This window comes from Nocardia ignorata NBRC 108230 (assembly GCF_001612905.1).
Taxonomy (GTDB): domain Bacteria; phylum Actinomycetota; class Actinomycetes; order Mycobacteriales; family Mycobacteriaceae; genus Nocardia; species Nocardia ignorata.
In genome coordinates this window covers 76346-101509 of the sequence record NZ_BDBI01000035.1, presented here as the reverse complement: position 1 = coordinate 101509, position 25164 = coordinate 76346, and the positions used below count along the sequence as shown (strand labels likewise).

At 68.2% G+C, this 25164-nt stretch carries 27 protein-coding genes; 13 read left to right on the top strand and 14 right to left on the bottom strand.

Going from position 1 to position 25164, the window contains the following annotated elements; translation table 11 throughout:
- The 4 genes from NI2_RS27235 to rimP form a co-directional block, all read right to left on the bottom strand.
- On the bottom strand, window positions 1–296 hold a 296-nt coding region (locus NI2_RS27235; protein WP_174552245.1), incomplete at its 3' end, for a translation initiation factor IF-2 N-terminal domain-containing protein.
- Window positions 297–404: 108 nt separating this feature from the next.
- Window positions 405–737, bottom strand: a complete 333-nt coding sequence (locus NI2_RS33290; RefSeq protein WP_084456574.1) for a YlxR family protein — start codon at window positions 735–737, stop codon at window positions 405–407.
- A gap of 70 nt (window positions 738–807) precedes the next feature.
- A complete protein-coding gene (gene nusA / locus NI2_RS27230) occupies window positions 808–1836 on the bottom strand; it encodes a transcription termination factor NusA (protein WP_067496435.1) in 1029 nt (342 codons plus the stop codon).
- Complete coding sequence (rimP, locus tag NI2_RS27225; protein WP_067496432.1) at window positions 1833–2462, bottom strand: ribosome maturation factor RimP; 630 nt, start codon at window positions 2460–2462, stop codon at window positions 1833–1835. The genes nusA and rimP overlap by 4 nt, the downstream gene beginning before the upstream one ends.
- Before the next feature lie 181 nt (window positions 2463–2643).
- Here rimP and NI2_RS35340 point away from each other — a divergent pair, with 181 nt between their 5' ends.
- On the top strand, window positions 2644–3558 hold the full coding sequence (locus NI2_RS35340; RefSeq protein ID WP_243749697.1) for a hypothetical protein: 915 nt from the start codon (window positions 2644–2646) through the stop codon (window positions 3556–3558).
- Window positions 3555–3986: a ferritin-like domain-containing protein gene (locus tag NI2_RS27215; protein WP_067496430.1), complete on the top strand. Its 432-nt coding sequence runs from the start codon at window positions 3555–3557 to the stop codon at window positions 3984–3986. The genes NI2_RS35340 and NI2_RS27215 overlap by 4 nt, the downstream gene beginning before the upstream one ends.
- A gap of 216 nt (window positions 3987–4202) precedes the next feature.
- Here the strand turns inward: NI2_RS27215 and NI2_RS27210 are convergent, their stop codons facing one another.
- Together NI2_RS27210 and NI2_RS27205 are read right to left on the bottom strand one after the other, a co-directional pair.
- Window positions 4203–5954 (bottom strand): acyl-CoA dehydrogenase family protein, encoded by a 1752-nt coding sequence (locus tag NI2_RS27210; RefSeq protein WP_067496425.1) that lies wholly within the window; start codon window positions 5952–5954, stop codon window positions 4203–4205.
- A 137-nt stretch (window positions 5955–6091) separates the two neighbouring features.
- A complete protein-coding gene (locus NI2_RS27205) occupies window positions 6092–7840 on the bottom strand; it encodes a proline--tRNA ligase (RefSeq protein WP_067496422.1) in 1749 nt (582 codons plus the stop codon).
- A gap of 270 nt (window positions 7841–8110) precedes the next feature.
- Between NI2_RS27205 and ehuB the strand changes: the two genes are divergently transcribed.
- The 6 genes from ehuB to NI2_RS27175 all read left to right on the top strand — a co-directional run bounded on the left by ehuB (window position 8111) and on the right by NI2_RS27175 (window position 12367).
- The gene (gene ehuB / locus NI2_RS27200) at window positions 8111–8998 is read left to right on the top strand and encodes an ectoine/hydroxyectoine ABC transporter substrate-binding protein EhuB (protein WP_067496419.1); all 888 of its coding nucleotides are present in this window, start codon (window positions 8111–8113) and stop codon (window positions 8996–8998) included.
- Between the two features lie 7 nt (window positions 8999–9005).
- Entirely contained in the window at window positions 9006–9722 is a 717-nt protein-coding gene (gene ehuC, locus NI2_RS27195; RefSeq protein WP_067496415.1) for an ectoine/hydroxyectoine ABC transporter permease subunit EhuC, read from the top strand.
- Window positions 9719–10366, top strand: a complete 648-nt coding sequence (gene ehuD, locus NI2_RS27190; RefSeq protein ID WP_067496413.1) for an ectoine/hydroxyectoine ABC transporter permease subunit EhuD — start codon at window positions 9719–9721, stop codon at window positions 10364–10366. The genes ehuC and ehuD overlap by 4 nt, the downstream gene beginning before the upstream one ends.
- A 4-nt stretch (window positions 10367–10370) precedes the next feature.
- Complete coding sequence (gene ehuA, locus NI2_RS27185) at window positions 10371–11126, top strand: ectoine/hydroxyectoine ABC transporter ATP-binding protein EhuA (RefSeq protein WP_067496410.1); 756 nt, start codon at window positions 10371–10373, stop codon at window positions 11124–11126.
- A gap of 110 nt (window positions 11127–11236) precedes the next feature.
- The gene (gene yaaA, locus NI2_RS27180) at window positions 11237–11980 is read left to right on the top strand and encodes a peroxide stress protein YaaA (RefSeq protein WP_067496407.1); all 744 of its coding nucleotides are present in this window, start codon (window positions 11237–11239) and stop codon (window positions 11978–11980) included.
- A 156-nt stretch (window positions 11981–12136) separates the two neighbouring features.
- On the top strand, window positions 12137–12367 hold the full coding sequence (locus NI2_RS27175; RefSeq protein ID WP_067496404.1) for a hypothetical protein: 231 nt from the start codon (window positions 12137–12139) through the stop codon (window positions 12365–12367).
- On the opposite strand, the gene NI2_RS27170 is transcribed toward NI2_RS27175, so the two are convergent.
- The 3 genes from NI2_RS27170 to NI2_RS27160 form a co-directional block, all read right to left on the bottom strand.
- Window positions 12364–13038, bottom strand: a complete 675-nt coding sequence (locus NI2_RS27170; RefSeq protein WP_067496401.1) for an NADPH-dependent F420 reductase — start codon at window positions 13036–13038, stop codon at window positions 12364–12366. The two genes, NI2_RS27175 and NI2_RS27170, sit on opposite strands and share 4 nt — an antisense overlap.
- 64 nt (window positions 13039–13102) lie before the next feature.
- Window positions 13103–13495, bottom strand: a complete 393-nt coding sequence (locus tag NI2_RS27165) for a VOC family protein (protein ID WP_067496485.1) — start codon at window positions 13493–13495, stop codon at window positions 13103–13105.
- Window positions 13495–13776, bottom strand: coding sequence for an ArsR/SmtB family transcription factor (locus NI2_RS27160; protein WP_067496487.1), 282 nt, complete (start codon window positions 13774–13776; stop codon window positions 13495–13497). Before NI2_RS27160 ends, NI2_RS27165 begins: the two co-directional genes overlap by 1 nt.
- Before the next feature lie 176 nt (window positions 13777–13952).
- Between NI2_RS27160 and NI2_RS27155 the strand changes: the two genes are divergently transcribed.
- Together NI2_RS27155 and NI2_RS27150 are read left to right on the top strand one after the other, a co-directional pair.
- Window positions 13953–14789, top strand: coding sequence for an SGNH/GDSL hydrolase family protein (locus NI2_RS27155; RefSeq protein ID WP_243749698.1), 837 nt, complete (start codon window positions 13953–13955; stop codon window positions 14787–14789).
- Between the two features lie 25 nt (window positions 14790–14814).
- A complete protein-coding gene (locus NI2_RS27150; RefSeq protein WP_067496479.1) occupies window positions 14815–15459 on the top strand; it encodes a LysE family translocator in 645 nt (214 codons plus the stop codon).
- Here the strand turns inward: NI2_RS27150 and NI2_RS27145 are convergent.
- A complete protein-coding gene (locus NI2_RS27145) occupies window positions 15456–16079 on the bottom strand; it encodes an HD domain-containing protein (RefSeq protein ID WP_067496398.1) in 624 nt (207 codons plus the stop codon). The genes NI2_RS27150 and NI2_RS27145 overlap by 4 nt on opposite strands.
- A 118-nt stretch (window positions 16080–16197) precedes the next feature.
- On the opposite strand from NI2_RS27145, the gene NI2_RS27140 reads away from it, so the two are divergent.
- Entirely contained in the window at window positions 16198–16611 is a 414-nt protein-coding gene (locus NI2_RS27140) for a PPOX class F420-dependent oxidoreductase (protein ID WP_067496395.1), read from the top strand.
- 2 nt (window positions 16612–16613) lie between these two features.
- Here NI2_RS27140 and NI2_RS27135 read toward each other — a convergent pair whose 3' ends face one another.
- From NI2_RS27135 to NI2_RS27125, 3 genes are all read right to left on the bottom strand, one after another.
- Window positions 16614–18065 carry an MFS transporter gene (locus tag NI2_RS27135; RefSeq protein ID WP_243749699.1) on the bottom strand — a complete coding sequence of 484 codons (1452 nt, stop codon included), beginning with the start codon at window positions 18063–18065 and terminating at the stop codon, window positions 16614–16616.
- A gap of 87 nt (window positions 18066–18152) precedes the next feature.
- Window positions 18153–19409 (bottom strand): uroporphyrinogen-III C-methyltransferase, encoded by a 1257-nt coding sequence (gene cobA, locus NI2_RS27130; RefSeq protein ID WP_067496389.1) that lies wholly within the window; start codon window positions 19407–19409, stop codon window positions 18153–18155.
- A gap of 130 nt (window positions 19410–19539) precedes the next feature.
- Window positions 19540–20886, bottom strand: coding sequence for a DoxX family protein (locus tag NI2_RS27125; RefSeq protein WP_067496386.1), 1347 nt, complete (start codon window positions 20884–20886; stop codon window positions 19540–19542).
- 193 nt (window positions 20887–21079) lie between these two features.
- On the opposite strand from NI2_RS27125, the gene NI2_RS27120 reads away from it, so the two are divergent.
- Together NI2_RS27120 and NI2_RS27115 are read left to right on the top strand one after the other, a co-directional pair.
- Complete coding sequence (locus NI2_RS27120) at window positions 21080–22210, top strand: phosphotransferase family protein (RefSeq protein WP_067496384.1); 1131 nt, start codon at window positions 21080–21082, stop codon at window positions 22208–22210.
- Between the two features lie 2 nt (window positions 22211–22212).
- Complete coding sequence (locus NI2_RS27115) at window positions 22213–23316, top strand: Rv3169 family protein (RefSeq protein ID WP_255284041.1); 1104 nt, start codon at window positions 22213–22215, stop codon at window positions 23314–23316.
- An 877-nt stretch (window positions 23317–24193) separates the two neighbouring features.
- Here the strand turns inward: NI2_RS27115 and NI2_RS27110 are convergent.
- Entirely contained in the window at window positions 24194–24994 is an 801-nt protein-coding gene (locus NI2_RS27110; RefSeq protein WP_067496381.1) for a TROVE domain-containing protein, read from the bottom strand.
- Window positions 24995–25164 lie beyond the last annotated feature (170 nt).

Below are 25164 nucleotides of genomic sequence, written 5' to 3'. Positions count from 1 at the left end.
GTCGCGGCGGCGGCGGGCGCCGGAGCCGGACGCGGGCCCGGACGGGGACCACCGGGGGTGGGCTTGGCGGCCGGACGGGCCGCCGACGACGGACCCGGACGGGCCGCCGGCTTCGCGTCGGCCGCCGGAGCGGACTTCGACGCGAGTGATTCGCGCAGACGACGTGCGACGGGTGCTTCCACCGTCGAGGACGCCGACTTCACGAACTCGCCTTGCTCCTTGAGCTTCGCGAGTAGTTCCTTGCTTGTGACACCGAGTTCCTTAGCCAACTCGTGCACGCGGGCCTTGCCTGCCACTGCTCTCCTCACTGAGAGGTCGAGCAGTGACGCCGCCTAGGTAAGGCGGGCCCGCACGACCTCGGGTTATCTCCGATGGACGTTCATCGTTGGTGCTTCACGGTGTGCTCATGAGTGCTCGTGCCTGTTCTCGAGGTACTGCTCCAGGGCTGAGATATCCAGATTTCCGGACACTCGTAGGGCTCTGCCGAATGCTCGGCGCCGCTCTGCGGAACGCAGACAAGCTGAGACGGGGTGCAACCAGGCACCCCGTCCGGGAAGTCTGCGCCGCGGGTCGGGAACGATGACCACGGGGGCGGCGGCAGTAGCACTGCCCGCCTCCCTTGGCTGCGTCACGATCCGCAACAGGTCGGCAGACGGCTCGCGCTGACGGCATCCGATACAGGTTCGAACGGATTGCGCGGGCCGGTCCTTCACCCACTCTACCGGTGACCCGGTCATAACGACGAACCCCTCCCCTTCCGAAGTTATCAACCTGTCATCCGGTGGCCGATATTCCGACGTGTCCGCGTCAACTACGGTGCGCCTGCGGCCGTGCCGAGTCGTCGGCCTCCGGCGCGGCGTCGCTGCGGATATCGATGCGCCAGCCCGTCAGGCGGGCAGCCAGGCGGGCATTCTGCCCCTCCTTGCCGATGGCGAGGGAGAGCTGGAAATCGGGCACGATCACCCGCGCGGCGCGCGCCTCGGGGTCGACGACAGTGACCGAAACCACTTTCGACGGCGAGAGCGCATTACCGACGAAGGTCGCCGGATCCTCGGCGTAATCGATGATGTCGATCTTCTCGCCCGCCAGTTCGCTCATCACGTTGCGCACGCGCTGCCCCATCGGGCCGATACAGGCGCCCTTGGCGTTCACGCCGGGCACGGTCGAACGGACCGCGATCTTGGAGCGGTGCCCCGACTCGCGGGCCACCGCGACGATCTCGACGGAACCGTCGGCGATCTCGGGCACCTCCAGCGAGAACAGCCGCCGCACCAGGTTGGGGTGGGTGCGCGAGAGCTGGATCTGCGGACCGCGCGGACCACGCGACACACCGTAGACGTAGCACTTGATGCGGTCGCCGTGCTCGTAGGTCTCGCCGGGCACCTGCTCGGCGGGCGGGATCAGGCCCTCGGCGCCGTTGGCCTCGCTGCCGATGCGCACCACGACGATGCCGCGCGCGTTGGCCCTCGCATCGCGCTGGACGACGCCGCCGACGATGTCGCCCTCGTGGGTGGAGAACTCGCCGAAGGACTTCTCGTTCTCGGCGTCACGCAGCCGCTGCAGCACCACCTGACGGGCGGTGGTCGCGGCGATGCGGCCGAAACCCTCTGGGGTGTCGTCCCATTCGGAGACGAGGTTGCCGTCGGCGTCGAGTTCGCGCGCCATCACCCGGACCACGCCGGTCTTCTGGTTGATGTCGATGTAGGCGTTGGGCTGGTGCCCCTCGGTGTGCCGGTAGGCGGTGAGCAGCGCCGACTCGATCGCCGAGATCACGGTCTCGATCGGGATGCCCTTGTCGGCGACGATCGCGCGCAAGGCTTCGATTTCGATGTTCATTCCGCAACCCCTTCGGTGGGAGTGTCACTGTGTTGGCCTGCTGCGGCGAGGTCGGCGGGTTCGTCGCCCGGGACGGGGCGGCCCGCGGCGATTCCACCGGCGAGTTCGAGTTCGGCGGCGCCGGGTGCGTTGAATTCGACCTGGACGACCGCGGTGGCGATGTCGGCGAGGGGCACGTGCACCCGGTGCGGCTTGTTCCTGCCGCCGAGCACGAGCGCGATGGTGCCGTCGTCGGCGAGCTGACCGACGCGCGCCTCGAACTTCTTCTTGCCCTCGACGGGCTCGGCGCCGTCGGCCAGGCCGACCTTTACCTTGCGGCCCTGGGCGCGGCGCCAGTGCCGGTCGGTGGTCAACGGCCGGTCGACGCCGGGGGTGGTCACTTCGAGCAGGTAGGCGGATTCGCCGAAATCACCTGCCGCGTCGAGCGACTCGGACATCTCGCGGCTCAGGTCGGCGATCGCGTCGAGGTCGGCGGGACCGTCGCTGTCCACGGTGACCTTCACCCGAACCGGAGCCAGTTCGTCCTTGCCCGCGGCCGCGATCGCGACGCCCTCGAGGTCGAAACCCCGGCGTGCGACGAGCTCAGCGACGAGCTGGCTCACCCTTTCCTCGGTGGGCATCGGCATATGGGCGGCTCCTGGTTCAGTTGTGACGCGATCGGAAATTTCTACGCCGAAGGTCTAGCGTAACGCGCCACGAGAGTGTAAAGGACCAGCCACCGGGCGGTGCGCACCGGTCCGTGTCGGCGTGCCAGGAGCGATCGCAGCGTGGCGAACCGTCGCCGCGAGATCTGGCACGATGGTCCACGTGCATCACCGCCATACCGTCCCGCCGAGTGCCGGGCGACCTTCCGGCATGCGCACCGACCACCGCGATCCCCACCCGCCGACCAGCGGGTTCGCGCGTGAAGTCGTGCGGTCGGCCACCGCCTCGGCCGTCGCGACGACTGCCGAATCCGCCGTCGCGACGAGCACCCACGCTGCCGCGCAGACTGCCCAGCACCCGCAGTCGCCGACCACCGACGCCGTGCCGCACGCGAAGTCGACAGAGCACGCTGTCCAGCACCCGCAGTCGCCGACCGCCAACACCGCGATACCGCCCTCGAAGTCGACGGAGTGTGTTGCCGCGCCGGGTGCCAGGCACGCGAAGTCGACGGAGTTCTCACCCGCACCGGCCGCCGGAAGTGCCGCGCGCACCTGGCATCGGCGGACGGTGCTGAGGCTGGTCGGAGCAGGCGCTGTCGCGGTGCCCGCGGTCGCCGTCCTGGCGTCGTGCGCCGAGGACGACACCGTGCATGCGCCGGATCCACTTGCCGCACACGAGGTGCTGGCTCGCGCCGATGCCGCCGCCGCGACGGCCGCGATCGCGCTCGCACCGCAGGCGCAGGCCGCACTGACGACCGTCGCCACCGAACGCACCGCCCACGCCGACGCCTTGCGCGCCGAGATCGACCGGGTGATCGGGGTCTACGGCGACGGAACCACCCCTGTGCACCGCACCGGCGTCGTCACCGTGCCGGGTTCCGACGGCGCACCGGTGCCCGCCGCGGACCTCGTATCCGCGGCGCAGCAGCCGATCAGCGTCGAGCAGTTGCGTGCCCGGTTGCAGCATTCCCAGCAGGCCGCAGCCACCCTGGCCCGCACCGAATCCGGTTACCGCGCAGGGCTTCTGGCCTCGATCAGCGCGGCCTGTGCCACCGAGGCGGGAGTTCTGCTGTCATGACCGGTCAACGTGAAGCGCTGCAACGCGCCCTCGACACCGAGTACGCGGCCGTGTACTCCTACGGCCTGATCGCCGCCTACGCCAACAGCGATCGGTCGCGCCTGGTCGCGGAGTTCAGTGCCGCGCACCGCGCCCGCCGGGACGCGACGATCGAACTGCTCGAAGCCGGTGGCTCCGCACCCGAGGCACCCGACGCCGCCTACAGCCCACCGTTCCCGGTCGACGACCCGATCCCGGCCGCACACCTCGCCGTAGCGGTCGAATCCGATTGCGCCGCAGCGTGGTACGCCGTGGTCGAACAGGCCACCGAGGAGGCCGTCCGGGCCGGCGCCGTCGAAGCGCTCACCGAAGCAGCGGTGCGCCGCGCCCGATGGCAGGCGATCCTCGGCACGAACCCGGTCACGGTCAGCTTCCCGGGACGGACATAGCCCGAAGGCCCACCGGGTCACGCGGGCTTCCGTACTGGAATACCGCCCGCGCACATCGGCCCGTCGCGGACGGAAGCGATTCCGCCCGCCCGGCAACGCCATGCCCTCCCGTTGGCAGTGCCGGCGGGCGACGAGCCATCGAGGGGGCCTCGATGGCCGCCCCGTGTGACACAGCGACGGTCCGGCCCGCTGAACAGGCCGGACCGTCGCTGTCGACTACGGACGCATCGCGTAGGCGCCGTCGTAGGACTCCACCTGCTGCCACACCCGGTCGAACCGCTCCGCGTCGGCGATCGGCGTGCGCAGGGCGGCGACCGCCCAGTTCCGCTGCGCGTCGGTGACCGACGGCTTGCCGAGCAGCGCGGTGGCCTGGGTGTTGAAGTCGCGGATCTGGAAGTCGAAGATCTGGTCGAGTACGTCGCGGTCGAGGCCGGTGAGTTCGGCCTGCTCGAGGATCAGCTGACCGTAGACCACCGTGGAGAACAGGTGGCCGATGGTGAGCATGAAGTCCAGGTCCTTCTGCTGCGCCTCGTCCGGTGCGGCGGTGAGCAGCAGCTCACGCAGCGCCTTGGCCTGCTCGTAGAAGCGGCCCACGTTCGGCACGTCGGCGGCCGCCTCGTAGGGCGGGGTCCAGTCGGCGAAGCGCACCTTGCCCGCGCCGCGCGCCGGGCCCTGCTTCCAGAAGAACTCCTCGTCGCCCGCCTCGAGCCGGGTGGGGACCGCCGGGTACTCGGCCGGGTTGAGCAGGTAGTTCGGCATGAACTTGAGGATCTGGCCCACGTTCACGTGCACCGTGCCCTCGAGCCGGGGCAGGTGGTTGATGTAGCGCGAGGCCTCGTGGAAGTAGGTGTTCTTCTCGAAACCCTTGGCCGCCAGCACATCGAGCAGCAGGGTCATCGCGACCTCGCCCTCGGAGGTGACCTTGGACTTGGTCATCGGGTTGAACAGCAGGTAGCGGCGATCCTCGAGGGAGGCGCTGCGGAAGTAGTCGACGGCCCGGTCGCTGAACAGCTTCATCGCGATCAGGCGGGCGTAGGCGTCGACGAAATTGCCACGCACGTGGGCGAAGTCGGTGACCGGCTTGCCGTAGAGGATGCGGTTGTTGGAGTGGGTGATGGCCTCGAAGAACGAGTGCTCCACCATGCCGATGCTGCCGTGGCACAGGTTGAACTTGCCGACGTTGACGGTGTTGAGCGCGGCCGAGAACCCTTCGGGGCCTTCGTGGAGCACGTCGGCGGCGGTCACCGGGTAGTTCTCCAGCCGGAAGTGGCTCACATACATCTGACCGTGGATGACGCTGTCGACCAGGTGGTAGTTGTCGTGGCGGGAGTCGGCGGCGAACCAGACGTAGCCGTCGGCGCCCTCGATGTCGGCGCGGCGGGAGAACACCGACACCATCGAGGCGACATTGCCGTTGCCGATGTAGTACTTCTCGCCGTTGGCACGGAACAGGATCCCCGCCTCGGCGTCGGCGCTGCCCGGCTCGGTCGGAGTCAGGACGAGGTCGGTGTTGTAGATGTCGGCGCCGTGGTCACGCTCCGACAGCGCGAACGCCATGACCTGACCGTCGGCGAGGTCGGCGGCGGCCTTGCGCTTGGCGATCTCGTTGTCGCTCTGCCAGATCGGGCCGAGGCCGAGGATCGTCACCTGCTCGGCGTACCAGTAGGCCAGCCCGTAGAAGCCGAAGATCTCCGACAGCGCCGCATTGCGCGCGGCGTCCCAGCGCTTGTTCGGGTCACCGTCGGCGTAGGCGGCCGGGGTCAGGAAGGTGGCGAACAGCTTCTCCTTCGCCACGAAGTCCAGGAAGTCCTGCACCCACAGCGCGTCCCGGTCGTCGGCCAGCAACTGCGCCTTGCCCTTGGACTCGAACCACTCGATGGTGGCTTTCAGCAGCCGCCGCGTCTCCGCATCGAAATGCTGCGGGTCGTAGGTGGCGGGGTTGAACAACAGGCTGGGCGAACTCGTCATACCCGTCAACTTATCAGCGCCCCATCCCCGACTATGCCGTCTACCTGCAGGTTTCCCCTACGTAGGCGTAAGTTCGCCGGATACGTCGATCGCGCTGCCCCACCGGTCGGCGGGACAGCGCGATCGTTGCGGACAGATCAGCCGCGCACGCGCGCGGTGACCGCGCTGACGGCGTCTTCGGCCGGGATCTCCTCGGCTTCGCCGGTCAGCCGGTTGCGGAGTTCCACCTTGCCTTCGGCCCAGCCGCGGCCGATGACCAGGATCCAGGGCATGCCGAGCAATTCGGCGTCCTTGAACTTCACGCCGGGGGAGGCGGTGCGGTCGTCGAAGAGGACCTCGAGGCCTTCGGCGTTCAGTCCGGCGACCACGTGTTCGGCGCCGTCGCGGGCGGCGGCGTCCTTGTTGGCGATCACCACGTGCACGTCGAAGGGGGCGACTTCGGCGGGCCAGCGCAGGCCCTTCTCGTCGTGCTGCTGTTCGGCGATCACCGCGACCATGCGGGAGATGCCGATGCCGTAGGACCCCATGGTGAGGCGCACGGGCTTGCCGTTCTCGCCGAGCACGTCCACGTCGAAGGCGTCGGTGTATTTGCGGCCGAGCTGGAAGATGTGGCCGATCTCGATGCCACGCGCCGACACCAGCGGACCGGCGCCGTCGGGCGAGGGGTCGCCGTCGCGGACCTCGGCGGCCTCGATGGTGCCGTCGGGGGTGAAGTCACGTCCGGCGACCAGGCCGACGACGTGCCTGCCCTGCTGGTCGGCACCGGTGATCCACGAGGTGCCGTCGACGACGCGGGGATCGACCAGGTAGCGAACACCGTTGGCCTGCAGACCCTTCGGGCCGATGTAGCCCTTCACCAGGAACGGGTTGGCGGTGAAGTCCGCCTCGGTGAGCAGTTCCACCGTCGCGGGTTCGACAGCGGCCTCGAGGCGCTTGTCGTCGACCTCGCGGTCACCGGGGATGCCGATGCCGACGATCTCGGTCTTGCCGTCGGGGTGGCGCAGTTTCACCATCACGTTCTTCAACGTGTCGGCGGCGGTGACGGCGCGGTCGAGCACCTTCGCCTCGTTGGCCCAGTCGACCAGGGTGGCGATGGTCGGGGTGTTCGGGGTGTCGTGTTCGACGGCGGCGGGCAGCCCGTCGATGGGCAGCGGCGCGGGCGCGGGGGTGACCACGGCTTCCACGTTGGCGGCGTACCCGGACTCCACGCAGCGCACGTAGGTGTCCTCACCCACGGGGCTCTCGGCGAGGAATTCCTCCGACGCGCTACCGCCCATGGCACCGGAGGTGGCGGCCACGATCACGTACTTCACGCCGAGCCGGTCGAAGATGCGCTGGTAGGCGGCGCGGTGGGTGGCGTAGCTGGCGGCGAGACCGTCGTCGTCGAGATCGAAGGAGTAGGAGTCCTTCATGATGAACTCGCGGCCGCGCAGGATGCCGGCGCGGGGGCGTTCCTCGTCGCGGTACTTGGCCTGGATCTGGTACAGCGTGACCGGGAGGTCCTTGTAGGAGTTGTACTCACCCTTCACGGTGAGCGCGAACAGCTCTTCGTGGGTGGGGCCGAGCAGGTAGTCGCCGCCCTTGCGGTCCTGGAGGCGGAACAGCGCGTCACCGTATTCGGTCCACCGGTTGGTGGTCTCGTAGGGCTCGCGCGGCAGCAGCGCGGGCAGGGAGATCTCCTGGGCGCCGGTGGCGTCCATCTCCTGGCGCACGACGTCCTCGATCTTGCGCAGCGTGCGCAGACCCAGCGGCAACCACGAGTACACGCCCGGGGCGACGCGGCGGACGTAGCCGGCACGTACCAGCAGTTTGTGGCTCGGCACCTCGGCGTCGGCGGGATCGTCTCGCAGGGTGCGCAGGAACAGGCGGGAGAGGCGGGTGATCACGGATGCACAGGGTAGTCCCTGGTCCGGTGGGGCCGACAGCCGATTACCACCTGAGCGCGCGGGAGGTTCCCGTCGCCGGTCCGGGCCCGAAATCGCATATCAGGTTACCCATTGGAGTCGTGCGCTAATCAGCAGATAACAAAGCGATAACGGAACCGGGTTCGGCAAATATCGAAGCATTAGGTTTTTCACAGACGCGAATTTCCCGACGACAAAAGAAGTTTCGGTAACCTGCACATTCTGCGGCGCTACCCCTGCGAGAGGCCGACCATGCCGGACACGATTTCCCTGCCTAAGCGCTGTACAGCAGTGTTCGCCGGTGCCGCGCTCGCGGCGGCGGTGCTCGCCGGGTGCACGAAGACCGAGACCACCGAGAGCGGCCAACTCCTGCAGTCGCTGAAGGACAAGGGCACGATCACCGTGGGTTTCGCCGGTGAGGCGCCCTATTCGTTCGAGGAGGGCGGTCAGCTCACCGGCGCGACCGTGGCCCTGCACAAGGAGATCTTCGCCAACCTCGGTATCAAGACCGTCGACGGTGTGCAGACCGAGTTCGGCGCCCTCATCCCCGGCTTGCAGGCCGACCGATTCGACGCGGTGAGCGCCGGAATGTCGATCTTGCCGAAACGCTGCGAACAGGCCGCATTCAGCGAACCGGAATTCATGTACACCACTGCGCTGATGGTGAAAAAGGGAAATCCGATGAACCTCAGCGATATGCAGTCGATCAAATCCAGCGGAGCGAAGATGGCCGCGATGACGGGCGCCATCGAATCCGATTACGCCGCGTCGCTCGGCATCGACGCCACCCAGGTGGCCACCCCGCAGGACGGTATGGACGCGGTCACCTCGGGCCGCGCCGACGTGTTCGCCCTCACCGCGATCTCGTTGAACTGGCTCAAGAGCCATACCCCGGACGCCCCGGTGGACGTGACGCCCTCGTTCGTGGCCGTCATCGACGGCAAGCCGCAGGTCGGAGCGGGCGGCACGGTGTTCCGCACCACCGATCCGGACCTGCTCGCCGCCTACAACGCCGAGCTCGCCAAGATCACCGGCGACAAGGACAAGTACCTGTCCATCGTCGGCAAGTTCGGCTTCACCGAACGCGAACTGCCCGACCCGAAGTACACGACGGCCAAACTCTGCAAGGGCGAGATCTGATCGGCCGGTGAGCAAGCTCGACGCGGTACGCGACGCCCTCCCCGCGCTGTGGGACGGCATCGTCGTCACGCTGGAACTGACCATCGGCGGTGCGCTGCTCGCGTTCGTCCTCGCCCTGGCGCTCGGTACCGCCGCACGTTTCCGCTCGCTCGCGGTGCGTGGCAGTGCCCGGGTCCTGATCGAGTTCTTCCGTGGCACTTCGCTGTTGGTGCAGATCTTCTGGCTGTTCTATGTGCTGCCATTGCTCGGTTACAAGCTCGACCCTGTGTTCTGCGGCATTCTCGCGCTCGGCCTCAACTACGGCGCCTACGGTGCCGAGGTGGTGCGCGGTGCGCTGAACGCGGTGCCGCGCGCCCAGTTCGAGGCGGCGGTGGCGCTGAGTTTCAGTCCGTGGCAGCGGATGCGGCGGGTGCTGTTCCCGCAGGCGTGGGCGCTCATGCTGCCCTCACTGACCAATCTGCTCGTACACCTGCTCAAGGCCACGGCGCTGGCGTCGTACATCACCCTGCACGATCTGACCTACGAGATCGGGCAGCTGCGCAAGACCACCAGCGACACCCTGTTCTCCTTCGGCGTCGGCCTGGTGATCTATTTCGTCCTCGCCTACCTGCTGACCCTCGGCATGAACCTCCTGGAGACCCGCGCCAAGACCAAGCTCGGCCGAGGTGCGTCGTTGAAGGAAGTGTTGCGACTCGCCCCTGACGACGCGAAGGTGACCGCATGAACGCCCAATGGAGCTGGGAGCGCGCCCGCGACGCCCTGCCGGTGCTGTGGGACGGCTTCCAGATCACCCTGCTCGCCACCGCTCTCGGCTTCGCGCTCGCCGCCGTGCTGGGGCTGGTGATCGCGATCATCCGTCAGTCGATGCCGCGTTGGATCGCCGCACCCGTCCACGCGGTGAGCGAGTTCGTGCGGCTCACTCCGCTGGTCGTGCAGTTGCTGTTCGCCTACACCCTGCTCACCCAGTTCTCGGCGCTGCAGATCGGCATCACCGTGCTCGGTATCCATTACTCGAGCTATCTCGCCGAGGTGTACCGGGCCGGGATCGAGGCGGTACCGAAGGGACAGTGGGAGGCGGCGCGCGCGTTGTCGCTGCCGCCGACACGCACCTGGCGGGCGGTGGTGCTGCCACAGGCGATCCGTGCGTCGCTGCCCGCACTCGGCACCAACGCGGTGTCGATGTTCAAGGACACCCCGTTCCTGTTCGCCATCTCGGTGGTCGAACTGGTCACCGCCGCACAGCAATTCGGGGCCCGCAACTTCGCCTACCTGGAGGCGATCACCCTGGCGGGCGTGTTCTTCCTCGTCGCCAGCTACCCGACCTCCGTGCTGATCAGAAGACTGGAGAAGCGACTTGCCTACTACTGACGAGATGATTCGATTCGATCAGGTGGTCAAACGCTTCGGCGCTCTCACCGTGCTCGACCACCTCGACTTCACGGTGGGGCGTGGGGAGAAGGTCACGTTGATCGGCCCGTCGGGGTCGGGCAAGACCACGATCCTGCGCCTGTTGATGACGCTGGAAACCGTGAGCGAGGGCGTCGTCTGGGTCGACGGCGAACCCCTCACCCACACCGAACGCAACGGAGAACTGGTGCCCGCCAGGGAGAAACACCTTCGGGCGGTGCGCACCAAAATCGGCATGGTGTTCCAGCAGTTCAATCTGTTCCCGAACATGACGGTGCTCGAGAACATCACCGAGGCGCCGATCCACGTGCTCGGCAAGTCGAAAGACGAAGCGCGCGAGCGGGCGCGGCACCTGCTGGACGTGGTCGGCCTGGCCGACAAGGAGAACGCGCACCCCTCCCAGCTCTCGGGTGGTCAGCAGCAGCGGGTGGCGATCGCGCGGTGCTGCGCGATGGACCCGAAGGTGATGCTGCTCGACGAGGTGACCTCCGCGCTCGACCCGGAACTGGTCGGCGACGTGCTCGACGTGCTGCGCACCATCGCCGAGACCACCGACATCACCATGCTGATCGTCACCCACGAGATGCGTTTCGCCCGCGAGGTGTCGGACCGGGTGCTGATGTTCGATGCCGGGCGCATCGTCGAGCAGGGTCCGCCGGAACAGATCTTCGAGGCGCCGACCAACGAGCGGACGCGCAAGTTCTTGGAAGCGGTGCGCTGAGTACCCCGGGACTTCGGATGCCGTAGTCGGCGAGCACGAAGACGCGGCTTCGCCGGGAGCGGCGGGGTGGGGCGCTGCGGTGATCAGCGCGGTGATTACCGTTGACACTCGTGCTGGTGCTGCTGCCTCCCTCCGAGACCAAGTCCGACGGCGGTTCGGGCGCGCCCCTGAACCTCGAGGATCTGGCGATGCCGCAGCTGAGCGCGGTGCGCGACAAGTTGATCACCGAGGTGGTCCAGTTGGCGGCCGACCCAGCCACCTCGGCTGCCGTGCTCGGGCTCGGCAAGGGCGCCGACACCGAGATCGCCCGCAACGCGACCCTGCGCACTTCCCCCACCCGGCCCGCGCTCGAGCGCTACACCGGTGTGCTCTACGACGCGCTGGACTCGAAATCGTTCACCAAGGCGCAGCGGGCCAAGGCGTACGCCCGGCTCGGCATCGGCTCCGCCCTGTTCGGTGTCGTCCGCGCGGGTGACCCGATCCCCGCCTACCGTCTCTCCGGCGGCACCAAACTCCCCGGCTTGCCCACCCTCTCGGCCCTGTGGCGTGACGTGCTCCCCGACGCCTTCTACGCCGAAGCCGCGGGTGATCTCGTCATCGACCTGCGTTCGGGCACCTACCAGCAGCTCGGCCGCGTCCCCGACGCGATCACCGCCAACGTCCTCACCGAACACCCCGACGGTTCCCGCACCGTGGTGAGCCACTTCAACAAACACCACAAGGGGCTGCTCGCCCGTGCCCTCGTCCTCACCCGCGCCGACCCCACCGATATCCGCGGCGTGGCCCGGGTCGCGACCAAAGCCGGTCTGCGTGCCGAAATCTCCTCGCCCACAGAGCTTCTCATCATCACCTGAGCTCGAGGTGCGCGCCGGCCCGGTTGCCGGTAACGTTCCGCGGTCCGGTCGCGTCCGGCCGGGCATGCGTGATCGAGAGAGTGCTCAGCAGGCCGACTCGACGAGCACGCCGCCGAGCTGCTGCATGTTCGGGCCGCCGACGGAATCGAGGAAACGGTGGCCGCGTGGACCGATACCGTGCCCACACTGCTACCGCGGGCACACGTCGTCAGCATGGTCGATCCGACGACCGCGTCGCTGTTCCAGGTTCCGTGGGAGGTGCTGGATCGCGAAGTCGGGCTGCGGGCCGTGCCCGGCCTGTTCCCGCCCCGCTTCCTGGTCGAACATCACCCCGATCAGGCGACGCTGGCCAGGTTGCGGGCCGCGGGGAGGTGGGGAACGGGTTAGACCTGCGCCGCCACGAGGGCCGCGCGCACCTCGTCGGCGCTCGCGGGCTTCGACGCGGGCGGCCAGTTGCTGTCGGCGGCGTACGGGTGGACGTAGACCGGCGTATCCCTTTGGGAGCGGCGGCTTTCCGGGAGGTCACCACCGTCGACAACGTCGTAGCCGAGGCTGTCGATGAACTCGGCGGCCAGCTTCTTGGCGTCGGCGTCGTCACCGAAGATCGGCAGGGCGGAGCGGTCGGCGGCGCCTGCGGGCCTGGCGAGTTCGGCCAGGTTGGCGTAGGCGATGTTGTTGAACGCCTTGACCACCTTCGACTCGGGCAGGTGCGCTTGCAGGAGTTCGCTGGTGGTGGTCTCGTCGGCGTCGAGTTCGGGGAACGCGCCGTCACGCTCGGGGTAGTAGTTGTTGGTGTCGAACACCACCTTGCCCGCCAGTGGGGCGACGGGGACGTCGCGATACGCCTTCAGCGGGACGGTGACCACCACGTAGTCACCCGCCTCGGCCGCTTCGGCGGGGGTGGCCGCGCGGGCGCGAGGGCCGAGTTCGGCCACCAGGTCCGTCAGGGTTTCCGGGCCACGCGAATTGCTGAGGACCACGTCGTGACCCGCGTCCACCGCGAGCCGGGCCAGGGTGGAACCGATGAATCCGCTACCGATCAATCCGAGTGTCGTCATATGCCGGGTCAACCGATGGGGCGCCACGATTGTTCCCCCTGGAACTCGGCGGCGCCCCGGTGCGCTATTCGCCGACAGGCGAGTTCAGGGAGATGAGATTGCCGCAGGTGTCGTCGAAGACGGCGGAGGTCACCTGGCCCATGGGCTGGGGCGGTTGGGTGAAGAAGACACCCAGGTCGGTCAGGCGGCGGTATTCGGCGTCGATGTCGTCGACGGTGAAGATCATCATCGGAATACCGTCGGCACTCAACGCCGTCTTGTAGGCCTTCGCGGCAGGGTGCTGGTCGGGCTCGAGCAGCAGCTCGATGCCGTCGGGGTCGGCGGGCGAGACCACGGTCAGCCACGAGTACTCACCAAGGGGCACTTTGTGTTTCACCTGGAAGCCGAGCACCTCGGTGTAGAACTTCTCGGCCTTGTCCTGGTCGTCGACGAAGACGCTGGTGACGCCGATGCGGATCATGTGTCCTCCTGGGGAATGGGCCACCGCGCCGTCAGCTCGCGCAGCGGGGTGAAGTCGCGGTAGTGGAATTTGTAGCGGCCGACGCGGCTCGTGCGGACCAGGCCCGCCGCCTCGAGCACCCCGAGATGCTGGGTGATCGCCTGCCGCGAGGAGCTGATGCCGTGCAAGGTCGCGAGCCTGCCGCACAGTTCGAACAGGGTCTGACCGTCACGATCGGCCAGTTCGTCGAGCAGCGCGCGTCGTGTCGAGTCCGCCAGGGCGGTGAAGATATCGCTCACGGCGAGCACTCCTTGTCTCTTCCGCAACCACAATAGGCAAGTGGCTACTTGCCTGTCAATCGCATAGTCCAGCAGATACCGTGACGCAGCACAAAGACAACGGGGTCGCCGCCGCCTAGCCTGAACTCGGCCGACCGACCCGACGCCGACGACCGCTCGACCCCCCAGGATGTTCGATGACCAACCGCATGCGCGCGCTCGTTGCGGCGCTGACTGTTTCGGTGCCCGCACTGCTCTCGGCCGGAGCGCACGCCGAACCGGCGAGCGGGGCAGCCTATGTGGCCCTCGGCGATTCCGGCGCCGCGACCACCGGCGCCGCGAACCTCGACCTCACCGCTCCGCTGCAGTGCGCTCGCTCGACGGCCAACGCGCCGAAGCTGGTGGCGCAACGGCTCGGACTCACCCTGGACGATCGCACCTGTAGTTCGGCGAAGATCCCGCACCTGACCCAGCAGCAGGGACCGGGTGTCGCCCCGCAGCTGGACGCGCTCGGGCCCGCAACCCGGCTCGTCACACTGCACATCGGCGCCAACGACGCCGACATGACCCAGTACATCCTCGGGCGGTGCCACCTGGGCGGCTGTGGAACGGACCCCGGCTGGGACCACAAGATCGATGCGATCGCCCCGAGCTACGCGGCAGCGCTGGACGACATCACCCGGCGCGCCCCGAACGCCGTCATCGTCGTCGACGGCTGGCCGACCTACCTCACCGACCACAGCTGCCCGGCCATGGCCGGACTGCGCGACGCCGACGCCGCCCACATCCAGTCCAAGTTCGAACGGCTCAACGCGGTTGTCGCGCGCGAAGCCGCCGCGCACGGCGCGATCTATGTCGACACTGTCGCCGCGTCCCGCGAGTTCGGGATGTGCGCGGATCCGTCGGTGCGCTGGTTCGACCCGATCCTGGCCGAGCGCACGCTGCTGCCCTATCACCCGACCCTGGCCGGACAGCGCGGCGTGGCCGACCTCATCGTCGCCGCGATCGAATCGAACAACGCGCTCGCGCGCTGAGCGCGGCCCGGATACCGTGGCGGTCATGGTCTCCTGGGGTGCGCTGGCGTCGTTCGCCGGACTGGCGTTGCTGATCGTGCTCGTGCCGGGTCCGAGCGTGTTGTTCACCATCGGACGGGCGCTCACCGCCGGTCGGCGGACCGCGTTGCTGAACGTGGTCGGCAACTCTGTCGGGGTATACCTCCAGGTCGTCGCCGTCGCGTGTGGCGTGGGGGCGGTAGTGATGGCGTCGGCGACGGTGTTCACCGCGATCAAGCTCGTCGGCGCGGGTTACCTTGTGTACCTGGGCATTCAGGCCTTCCGGCACCGCACCCAACTGCACGACGCCATGCGGATCGGGCCCGACGGTCGCGACGACAACGCGGTCGCGGCATTGCGCGACGGGTTCATCGTCGGCCTGGCGAACCCGAAGACCATCGTCTTCTTGGCGGCGCTGCTCCCCCAGTTCGTCGACCCCGCACGCGGCGGCGTATCGCAGCAGATGTTGATCCTCGGCCTGTGCATCCCCGTGTTCGGCCTCGTGTTCGATTCACTGTGGGCGTTGGCGGCCGGGTCGGCCAGGACCTGGTTCGCACGGTCACCGCGACGCCTGGCCGCGGTCGGCGGGACAGGCGGGTTGGTGATGATCGGCCTCGGCGCGTCGCTCGCGCTGACCGGGCGCAAGGACTAGCCCGACAACCCGATGAGTTCGGCCGCGAGGTTGGCGCGAGCGAGTCCCTCGTACCGCTGATAGGCCCGCGGCGTGCGGAACAGGCGCGGTTGCTCGGCGAGGTTGCGCAGCACCGAGGCACGGCCGGCACGGAACAGGTCGTCGGGGACGTGGCGGTATTCCTCGCGGATCGCGGCCGCGTAGGCGGCGTACTCCCGCGCTGTCCCACCGAGCACGACCAGGTCGGCGTCGCAGAGCACCGCGCCGTTGGCGTCGCCGGCTTCCGGGTTGTGGCCGCGGGTGAGGATCACCAGGCGCATCACCTCGTGCACCAGTTCGGGTGTGGCGCCGAGTGTTTCGAGGACGTCGCGAGCCAGGTCGGCGCTGCGTTCCTCGTTGTCGGCACGGTCGACGGCGTAGATCGCGTCGTGGAAGAAGGCCGCGTAGCGCACGGTGTCGATATCGGTTGCGGCATCGGCCAATTCGTCGATGGCGGCGAGCATCACCGACAGGTGGGTGAGGGTGTGGTAGCGGCGGTGTGGTTCGGCGTAGCGGCCGATGATGCCGATCCCGATGGCTTCGGAGTCGGTCCCGGCCAAGGCGATCCACCGGTCGAGCAGGTTCTCCGCGAGCACAGACATCCCTCCAGTCTCATGCCGCGTCAACTGTCGGGCAACCCCGTTTCCGCCACGAGAACCCGAATACCGTTCTGCCGCAACGGGCCGGAATGCCGGGCATGACCGCCGCGTTCGTACCGGTATGACCCGAACCATCACGCTGTCCGAAGAGTTGTCCACCTATATCGACGACGAGAAGGCGTATGCCACCGTCGCCACCCTCGGTCCCGACGGGCATCCGCATCTGACTGTCGTCTGGATCAAACGCGACGGCGACGACCTGCTCTTCTCCACCACCGTCGCCCGCCAGCAGGCCAAGAACCTGGCCCGCGACCCCCGCGTCACCGTGATGGTCAATCCGCCCGAACGCCCGTTCGTCTATGCCGCCATCCGCGGCACCGCCACCCTCGTCCCGGATCCCGATCGTCTGCTGCCCGACGAGTTGTCCCTGAAATACACAGGTCTGCCCTACGCCGAGTTCAACCCGGCCTCGGCGGACGACGCCGAACGGGTGACGGTACGGATCACGCCGTACAAGGTGACCGGCCGCCTCTGACCTCAGGCCTTTTGGGCTTCCTCCTGGGCGTGCTGGGCCTGGGCCAGCTGAGCAGGCGTGAAACGCAAGGTCAGCGCCACCACGGCGGCCAGCAGTGCCAGACCCGAGCAGACGAGCAGGACCGTGGTGTAGCCGCTGGTGAGCGCGTCGAGCTGGGGTCCGGTCATGGCCGACACCTTGGTGTCGGGGCTGCCGCCGAGCGACAGGGTGCGCGAGGCCGCGATCGGGCTGAGCAGTCCGATCGCGATCGGCGTCGCCAGGTTCATGAACATCTGCCCCACCGCCGAGAGCGGGCCGATATCGGACGGCGGCACGTCGACCAGCACGCACAGCGGTGCGAGCACCATCGCCACACCCACCCCGAACCCGATGACGACGAGCAGCGGCAGCAGGGTGGTGAAGTAGCCGATGTGGCGGTCCAGTGTCGACCCGAACAGCAGCGCCCCCGACAGCACGAGCGCGGCGCCGGTCAGCAGCCAGCGCGGCGGCACGAGCAACGCCGCCTTGGAGGCCAGCGCGCCGCCGACACCGATGCCGATGGTGAACGGGATGCAGGCGATACCGGCGTGCAGCGGGCTGTAGCCGAGCGAGTTCTGCAGCATCTGGGCGACGAAGAAGGTCATCGCGCCGAGCACCGCGCCCGCCAGGAAGATCAGCAGGAAGGTCGAGTTGCGGTCGCGGCTGTCGAACAGCGACCACGGCAGCAGCGGGTCGGCCTCGTTGCGTTCGATGAGCACGAATGCCACGAGCAGCACGACGCCGACGATCAGCGAGGTCAGGATGACCGGGCTGCCCCACCCCCACGACGGTCCCTCGGTAGCGCCGAACACGACCAGCGCGCAGGCGAGAGTGCCCAGCACCGCACCCTTCACGTCGAGGGGCGCCCGGTGGTGGGCGGTGTCGGAGAGCGTGTACATCGCGCCGACCACGATCAGCGCGCCGATCGGCACATTGATGAGGAAGATCATCCGCCACGACATCTCGGTGAGCAGACCACCGATCACCAGGCCGCTCACCGAGCCGATTCCGGCCATCGATCCGACGACGGCCACCGCCTGGTTGCGCGCCTTACCCGGCGCGAAAGTGGTGGCGACCAGCGCGAACGCGGTCGGTGCCGCGATCGCCGCGCCCGCACCCTGGAAGGCGCGCGCGATCAGCAGCGCCAGCTCGCCCTGGGCGAGACCGCAGGCCAGCGAGGCGGCGGTGAACAGGCCGACACCGGTGATGAGCATGCGTTTGCGGCCGAAGACGTCACCGAGGCGGCCGCCGAGCAGCATCATGCCCGCGAAGGTGAGGCCGTAGGCGGTGACCGTCCACGCGCCGCCCGAGCTGGACAGCCCGAGTTCGTCCTGCAGGCGGGGCAGCGCGAAGATCACGACGGTGCCGTCGAGCACGACCATGAACTGCAGGCCGCTGAGAACGATGATCGCGAGCCCGAAGGCCGACTGCTTCACCGGGGACTGCTTCGAGGCAGCGGGGTTTTCGAGCACAGTCGACCACTGTAAACGACACCGTCGGCGCCACCCGCCGAGATCGTGACCTCAGGCGGGATCGGCGGGATCGGCGCCGAAGGCCGCCGTCGGCCCGATGACGATGATCGCGGGCGGCCGGATGCCCTCCTGCTTGACCCGTTCGGCGACGGTGGCCAGGTCGGCGCGCACCACCCGCTGGGTGCGCAGGGTGCCCTCCTGGATGACGGTGGCCGGGGTGTCGGCGGACTTGCCGCCGTCGAGCAGGGCGGCGGCGAACTTGTCGATGCGTTCCACGGCCATCATCAGCACGAGGGTGCCGCGCAGCTTGGCCAGCGCCGACCAGTCGACCAGCGAGTCCGGATGATCCGGGGCGACGTGTCCGCTCACGACCACGAATTCGTGGGTCACCCCGCGATGGGTCACCGGGATGCCTGCGGCACCGGGTACCGAGATGGGGCTGGTGATGCCGGGTACCACCGTCACGGGGATGCCCGCCTCGGCGCACGCCTCGAGTTCCTCGTACCCGCGCCCGAAGACGTACGGGTCGCCGCCCTTGAGCCGGACGACGAACTTGCCCGCTTTCACGCCCTCGACGAGGGCGAGGTTGATCGCCTCCTGCGCCATGGACCGGCCGTAGGGGATCTTCGCCGCGTCGATGACCTCGACGTGCGGGCCGAGTTCGGCGAGCAGTTCCGGCGGGGCTAGCCGGTCGGCGACGACCAGGTCGGCGCGGGCGAGCAGGCGGCGGCCGCGCACGGTGATGAGGTCGGGGTCGCCCGGCCCACCACCCACGAGCGCGACGCCGGGCGTGACGGGTTCCGAATCATCGGTCACCACACCGGATTGCAGCGCTTCGAGCAGGCCGTTGCGGACGGCGGCCGAGCGGCGGTGCGCACCGCCGGCGAGGACGCCGAGGGTGAGACCGTCGTAGCGGGCGGTCGCCGGGGTGACGGCGGTGCCGTCGCGGGCGATGTCGGCGCGCACACAGAAGATCCGTTTGGCGGTGGCCTCGGCGACCACGGCGGCATTGGTCTCGGGTTCGTCGGTGCAGGCCATCGCGTACCAGGCCTCGTCGAGGTCGCCGTCGCGGTAGTCGCGCAGTTCGACGGTGAGTTGCCCCGCTGTTGCCATGCCCTCCACAGCGGGGGTCACGGCCCGGCTGATCACGTGCACCCGCGCACCCGCCGCCACGAGCAGCCCGAGCCTGCGCTGGGCGACAGTGCCGCCGCCGACGACAACGACTCTTCGCCCACGCAGATCGAGCCCGACCAGGTAGTTCGGGTCCCCGGCGGGCTGGGTCGATGCGGTGTCAGACGTGTTCGGCACAATGTCCGAGCCTAGTTCGTGACGTGCTGATCCCCGCACCCACCCGGCCGTTGCGGTTCCGGCCCGCTGCCTCGTGCCGGTCGGCCCGATGGACGCCGCTCCGCGCACGCCCCGCCGCACCGTGCACGGCTCAGCCCAGGTACGGGTTGTTCTGCACCCACCGGAAGCCGGTGCCGCGCAAGGGGAAACTGTCGAGGTCGAGGCGGGTGAGGACGACGGTGGCCTGCTTGCCCGCGATCTCGCCGCGCAGGGTGAGCCGGTCGTCGGCGCGGTCCACGGCGAGGGTCGCGTACGGTGTCGGCGCCTGATCGGGCGCGGTCGGGGCGGTCGCGATCGTGAGGTTCGCGGCCGCGGGGTCGACGGTGGCCATGACCGGGACGATCGTGTCGTCCATGCGCTGATAGCCCGCCGTGCCCTTGTCGACGACGAGGCGCTGCCAGCGCACGGGATCGGTGGCCAGCGGTGCCACCGGCACCTGGTCGATCGAGAACTCCGAGACCTCCCAGATGCCGTACAGCTCCGGCTCCGGTGCGCCCCCGCCGTATTCGCGCCACGAGTCCGTGGTCACCACGATCATTCCGGCCACGATCCACAATGCCGCCGCGACCTGCGCCACGGTGGCCCACCGGTTCGCCCGCGCGGACCGGAACAGTGCGGGCTGCACCATCGGGCCCGATGCACGTTCCAGCACAAGCACATCCAGTAGCCGCCGCGCCTGCGGGGCGAGCAGCACCAGGCTCATCAGCAGCAGGTGGCCGGACAGCATCTTCACCGGCACATCGAAGGTGAGGTTCAGCAAGAACACCTGGGCCATGCTGATCACGCTGAGCATGGCCCCGAGCGTCGCGGTGCGCGGCCAGAACAGCAGCAGCCCCGCGAGCACCTCGGCGGCGCCCAGCGCCACCTCGTAGGCCGGTGCCGAACCGACCTGCGTCCACAGCATCGCCATCGGGCTCAGGTCGCCTACCCGGGTGAGCAGGGTGGTCAGCGCCGGTTCGGGCATCTGGGTGGGGACCAGTTTCGTGAAACCGTAGAACAGCATCTGCCCGCCGACAGCCAGGCGCAGACCGGTGAGGAACCAGCTCGCCGCCCGGGGATAGGCGCGGCGGCGCCGGTCGAGAATCGACCACACCACCGTGACCAGGATCGCGACGATCAGCACCAGCCCACACTGGATCCAGATGGCGGCCTGGTCGCCGCTGCCGTTCATCTCCAGCTCGGCGTACACGCCGAACACGTGCTCCCCGATCCAGCTGCTCACGGGGGCCAGTGTGAGCAGCTGCCAGGCGACGGCGTCCTCGGGCATCTTCAGCGCGATCACGCCGAGGAAGACGAAGGTGATCTGAGCCATCCACAGGCAGAACAGGCCGAAGTAGGCGACGCAGAACCGGAACGCGAGTAGCGTGAGCGGGTGCCACCTGGGCTCCGGTGCACGCACCGGCTCCTCGACTACGCGCTCCGCGGCGACTGCGGTCACTACGTACCTCCCTATCGAAAACGGCTGTCCGGCAAGCTTTACCGACGACGACTCGCGCGCGCATCGGGGGAAACCCCGATCTTGGAGGTGTCAACCCTGAATCCCGCTCACCGACGCCCGCCTTACATTCCGGCCGGTCTTCCGGTACGCCGGTACGGAACACGTTTCACCACGCCGACAGGGGACCCCACGTATGTCCGACGACACGGACCACACCGCGCAGCAGTCGCTGACCGTCACCGAGCTCGATCTCGACGCATTCGGCGAGCGGCTCTCGGGGTGGCTGTCGGGCAAGGTCGGCGCCGACGCACCGCCGACGATCGGCAACCTCAGCAAACCCGCCACCGGCGGTATGTCGAGCACCACGGTTCTGTTCGATGCCGAATGGTCGGTGAACGGGGTCGCCGAGAGCGGTTCTTTCGTCGCCCGGATGGCGCCCGAGGACTCGTCGTTTCCGGTGTTCCAGTCCTATGACCTGCCGTTGCAGTACCAGGTGATGTCGGGTGTCGCGGCGGCGTCAGAGGTTCCCGTGCCCGCCCTGCGGTGGCTCGAGACCGACGAATCACTGTTCGGTACTCCGTTTTTCGTCATGGACAAGATCGATGGCCAGGTGGTCGCCGACAATCCCCCGTACGTGTTCTTCGGCTGGGTGTTCGACGCCACCCTCGCCGAGCGCGCCGGCATCACCGCCGAGACCGTCAAGGTGATCGCCCAGGTGCACGCGATCGACGATGCCGCACAGCGCTTTCCGGCGCTCGACGGCGAAGGGTCCGCGCTGCGCAGGCATTTCGAGGCTCAGCGCGCCTGGTACCGGTGGGCGCTGGCCGACGACGGCGTCGACATCCCGCTGATCGAGCGCGCCTTCGACTGGCTGGCGGCCAACTGGCCCACCGAGACCGGCGCCGAGGTGCTCAACTGGGGTGACGCGCGCCCCGGCAACATCCTGTTCGACGGCTTCACCCCGGCCGCCGTGCTGGACTGGGAGATGGCCACCCTTGGCCCCCGCGAGCTCGACCTGGGCTGGCTGATCTTCATCCACCGGTTCTTCCAGGACATCGCCACCCGGTTCGACCAGCCCGGCCTCGCCGACTTCCTGCGCCGCGACGACGTGGTCGCCGAGTACGAGAAGCTCACCGGCCACACCATCACCGACCTGGACTTCTACATCGTGTACGCGGCGCTGCGCCACGCCATCGTGATGGCGCGGATCAAGCGGCGGATGATCCATTTCGGCGAGGACACCGTGCCCGACGAACGCGACGACTACATCATGCACCGGCGCGGACTCGAAGCGCTGCTCGACGGCACCTACGAATGGGACTGACGATGAACGCGATCATGCCCGTCCCCCTGGACGAATACCCGGTCCATCAGACGCCGCTGTCGCTGGCCCGGGTGGCGACCAGCGACCGGAATTTCTACGACCGGTACTACTTCAACGCCTTCGACCCCGCCGGTGACACCATGCTCATCACCGGGTTCGGCGTGTACCCGAACCTGGGTGTGGTCGACGCGTTCGCGTGCGCACGCCAGGGCGACACCCAGCACAGTGTGCGGTTCTCCGACGCGCTCACCTCGCGTGATCTCGACACCCGCGTCGGTGGCTACCGCATCGAGGTGATCGAACCGCTGCAGAAGTTGCGCGTGGTGTGCGAGCACGACGATCTCGGTTTCGACCTCACCTGGACCGGGGCGCAACCGGCCGTGCAGGAACAACCGCACCTGATCCTGTCCGGCACGCGGCCCATCATCGAGGCCTCGCGTTTCGCCCAATCGGGTTCGTGGGAAGGCACTCTCGCGGTGCACGGGCGCGACTACTCCGTCGACCCGGCGGTGTGGACCGGCAGCCGCGACCGTTCCTGGGGCATCCGTCCCTCCGGCGAACCCGACCCGGCGGGCAGGCCGACGGGCATGGGTGGTTTCTGGTGGTTGTACGCGCCGCTGCGGTTCCCCGATTTCGCCATCGTGGTGATCGTGCAGGAGGAACCCGACGGCACCCGCACCCTCAACAACGCGGTGCGCATCTGGAACGACGGCCGCAAGGAACAACTCGGCTGGCCGCGCATGACCTGGGTCTACGAGCCGGGCACCCGCCACCCGCGCTCGGTCCGCCTCGACATGACGACCCCCGACGGCAAGCCCCTCGAGGTCGAGATCGAGTCCCGCCCCGGCATCGCCCTGCACGTGGGCTGCGGATACGGCGCCGACCCCGACTGGACCCACGGCCGCTGGATGGGTGAGAACTGGTCGCTGTCGAGCACCTACGACCTCACCGACCCCGGCATCCGAGCCCGCGTCCCCTACGGCGTGATCGACCACATCGGCCACGCCCGCTGCGGCGACGCCGAGGGCTGGGGCCTGTTCGAACACGCCTCCATGGGCCGCCACGACCCCACCGGTTTCGCCGATTGGTCCTCGGTCGCCCCCTGAGGGTGAGGAACTTCCGCGCGAGAGGAAAGGTGCCGCCGCGACAACGAGGTCGCGGCGGCTCCGTTTTAGTACAGGGTCAACCACATGAGGTTGGCAGCGACGGGTAGCAGCGCTTAATCGGTAGGCAATTCGGCCGCCATAAATTGACCGCTGGTCGTGCTTCTGAGTCGATTGGCAGCAGCTTCGGAGCACGATCGACGCCGTCGAACTCTGGTCGGCTCCTGACCCAAGTATTCCGTCAAGACCGCGTCTATCCTTGTGCGCCTGCGTTCCCCGAGCCACGGATACAGGTCCTGCATCCACCTCGCAGCACCCGAGCCGGTTATCTGAGCCCGATATTGCGCCTTTCGGCCTTCGATGTATCGCGGCATGTCGTAGACAGAACCGCCGAATAGATCGGCAACTCGCGAAATGATATCGCGGTCCGTCATGTTCACCACAATCTTGGGATCAATAGACCTTTCCGCCTACATGACATTTGATCATGGCAAATGAGCCTTCGCCCTCGAGCAGGCCAGCTAGCCAAGCAGTTTCAGCTTCGGTCGGCATCGCAAATCCCACATCGACGCGACCGCAGAATGATAATCCTCATGCTTCACCCCTTTGTTTCGTACCCAGCTGGTTTCACTACCGCCCGAAGCAACCCGAACAGTTACTCATATCATCTACCGACCCTCATGCACCAGGTCGACGGCGCCAGATGCCCGCGCCTCCTACTAAGCGCCCAGAAGTCTAGGCGCGCAGCGTGATCAGTACAGACGCGGTGCACTCGAACCGCACGCCGCCGCTGCGGGTCGGTGCGCTGGGCGCAGAGCGCGGCGGTCCGCGGTCCGAGCGGTTCCAGCAGGCCCAGCCGGCTAAGGCGTGGAAGCTGACATCAGCGCAGTCTGCGGATCCCGTTGTCCAGCAGCGCCTCCCACACCTCGGGTGTGTTCAGCGCGGCATCGGGCAGCATCTCCCAGCCGAGCCGGTACTCGCGAACCAGCGCGGGCACCTGATCGGCCGGGGCGGTCTGCGCACGCTGGAAGCCCTCGACCACGGCCAAGCCGTCGAGTTCCGTTGCGCGACCGCAGATCCAGTCCAACAACCTGCGCCGTTCGTCCTCGGTGGCCGCCGGGTGCGACAGGCGAAGCAGGTCGCGGTGCGTCCAGCCTTCACGCTGCCGGTACTTGACCGCCTGGAAGGCGAGCGCGTCGACCGGCTTGTCCAGGTACCAGTTCGCCACTGCCCTGCGCAGCCCGCGACCCCAGCCGCGGAACTGCTCGATGTACCCGGCGAACAGGAACAGGTGCGTGCCGGTGCGCGCGACCTGCGGCAACGCGGCCAGCGCGGCCCGACGCCCGTCGACATCGCCGACCGATGCGGCGGCGGCGAGCGCGAACAGTGCGGGATTCTGTCGCGGCGCGCGACCGGAGGTGGAGATCTCCACGATCTCGCGCACCAGGTCGGCGGTGTGCTCGGCCGCGTACTCGACGAGGAACTCGGCGTTGTCGGCGGTGAGCGCCGCAGGGCTCACGTAGTAGGTTCCCGATTCGGTGCCGAGCGTGAGGAAGCGGCGCACCCGTGCCTGCGGCGTGATGTCGAAAACGTAGCCACCGGCGTTGTTCACGACCTGACGATTGTCGGCCGGTGCGGACTGCGGTGTGCTGCGACGGTTGAACCGCGACAGAATATTCATTGTTCCCCTCCGATACGCCCGTGGGCGTTGATATTCGGCCCCGGACCCGACGGGGCATGTATGCGGAGTGGGGCAGGCGTGGTGTTTCGACCGGAGACGGAAATTGCTTTCCGACGCGGGGTTCGAACCCGCCCGACTGAAGAGGTCACCAGATAACCGACCGAATCCGG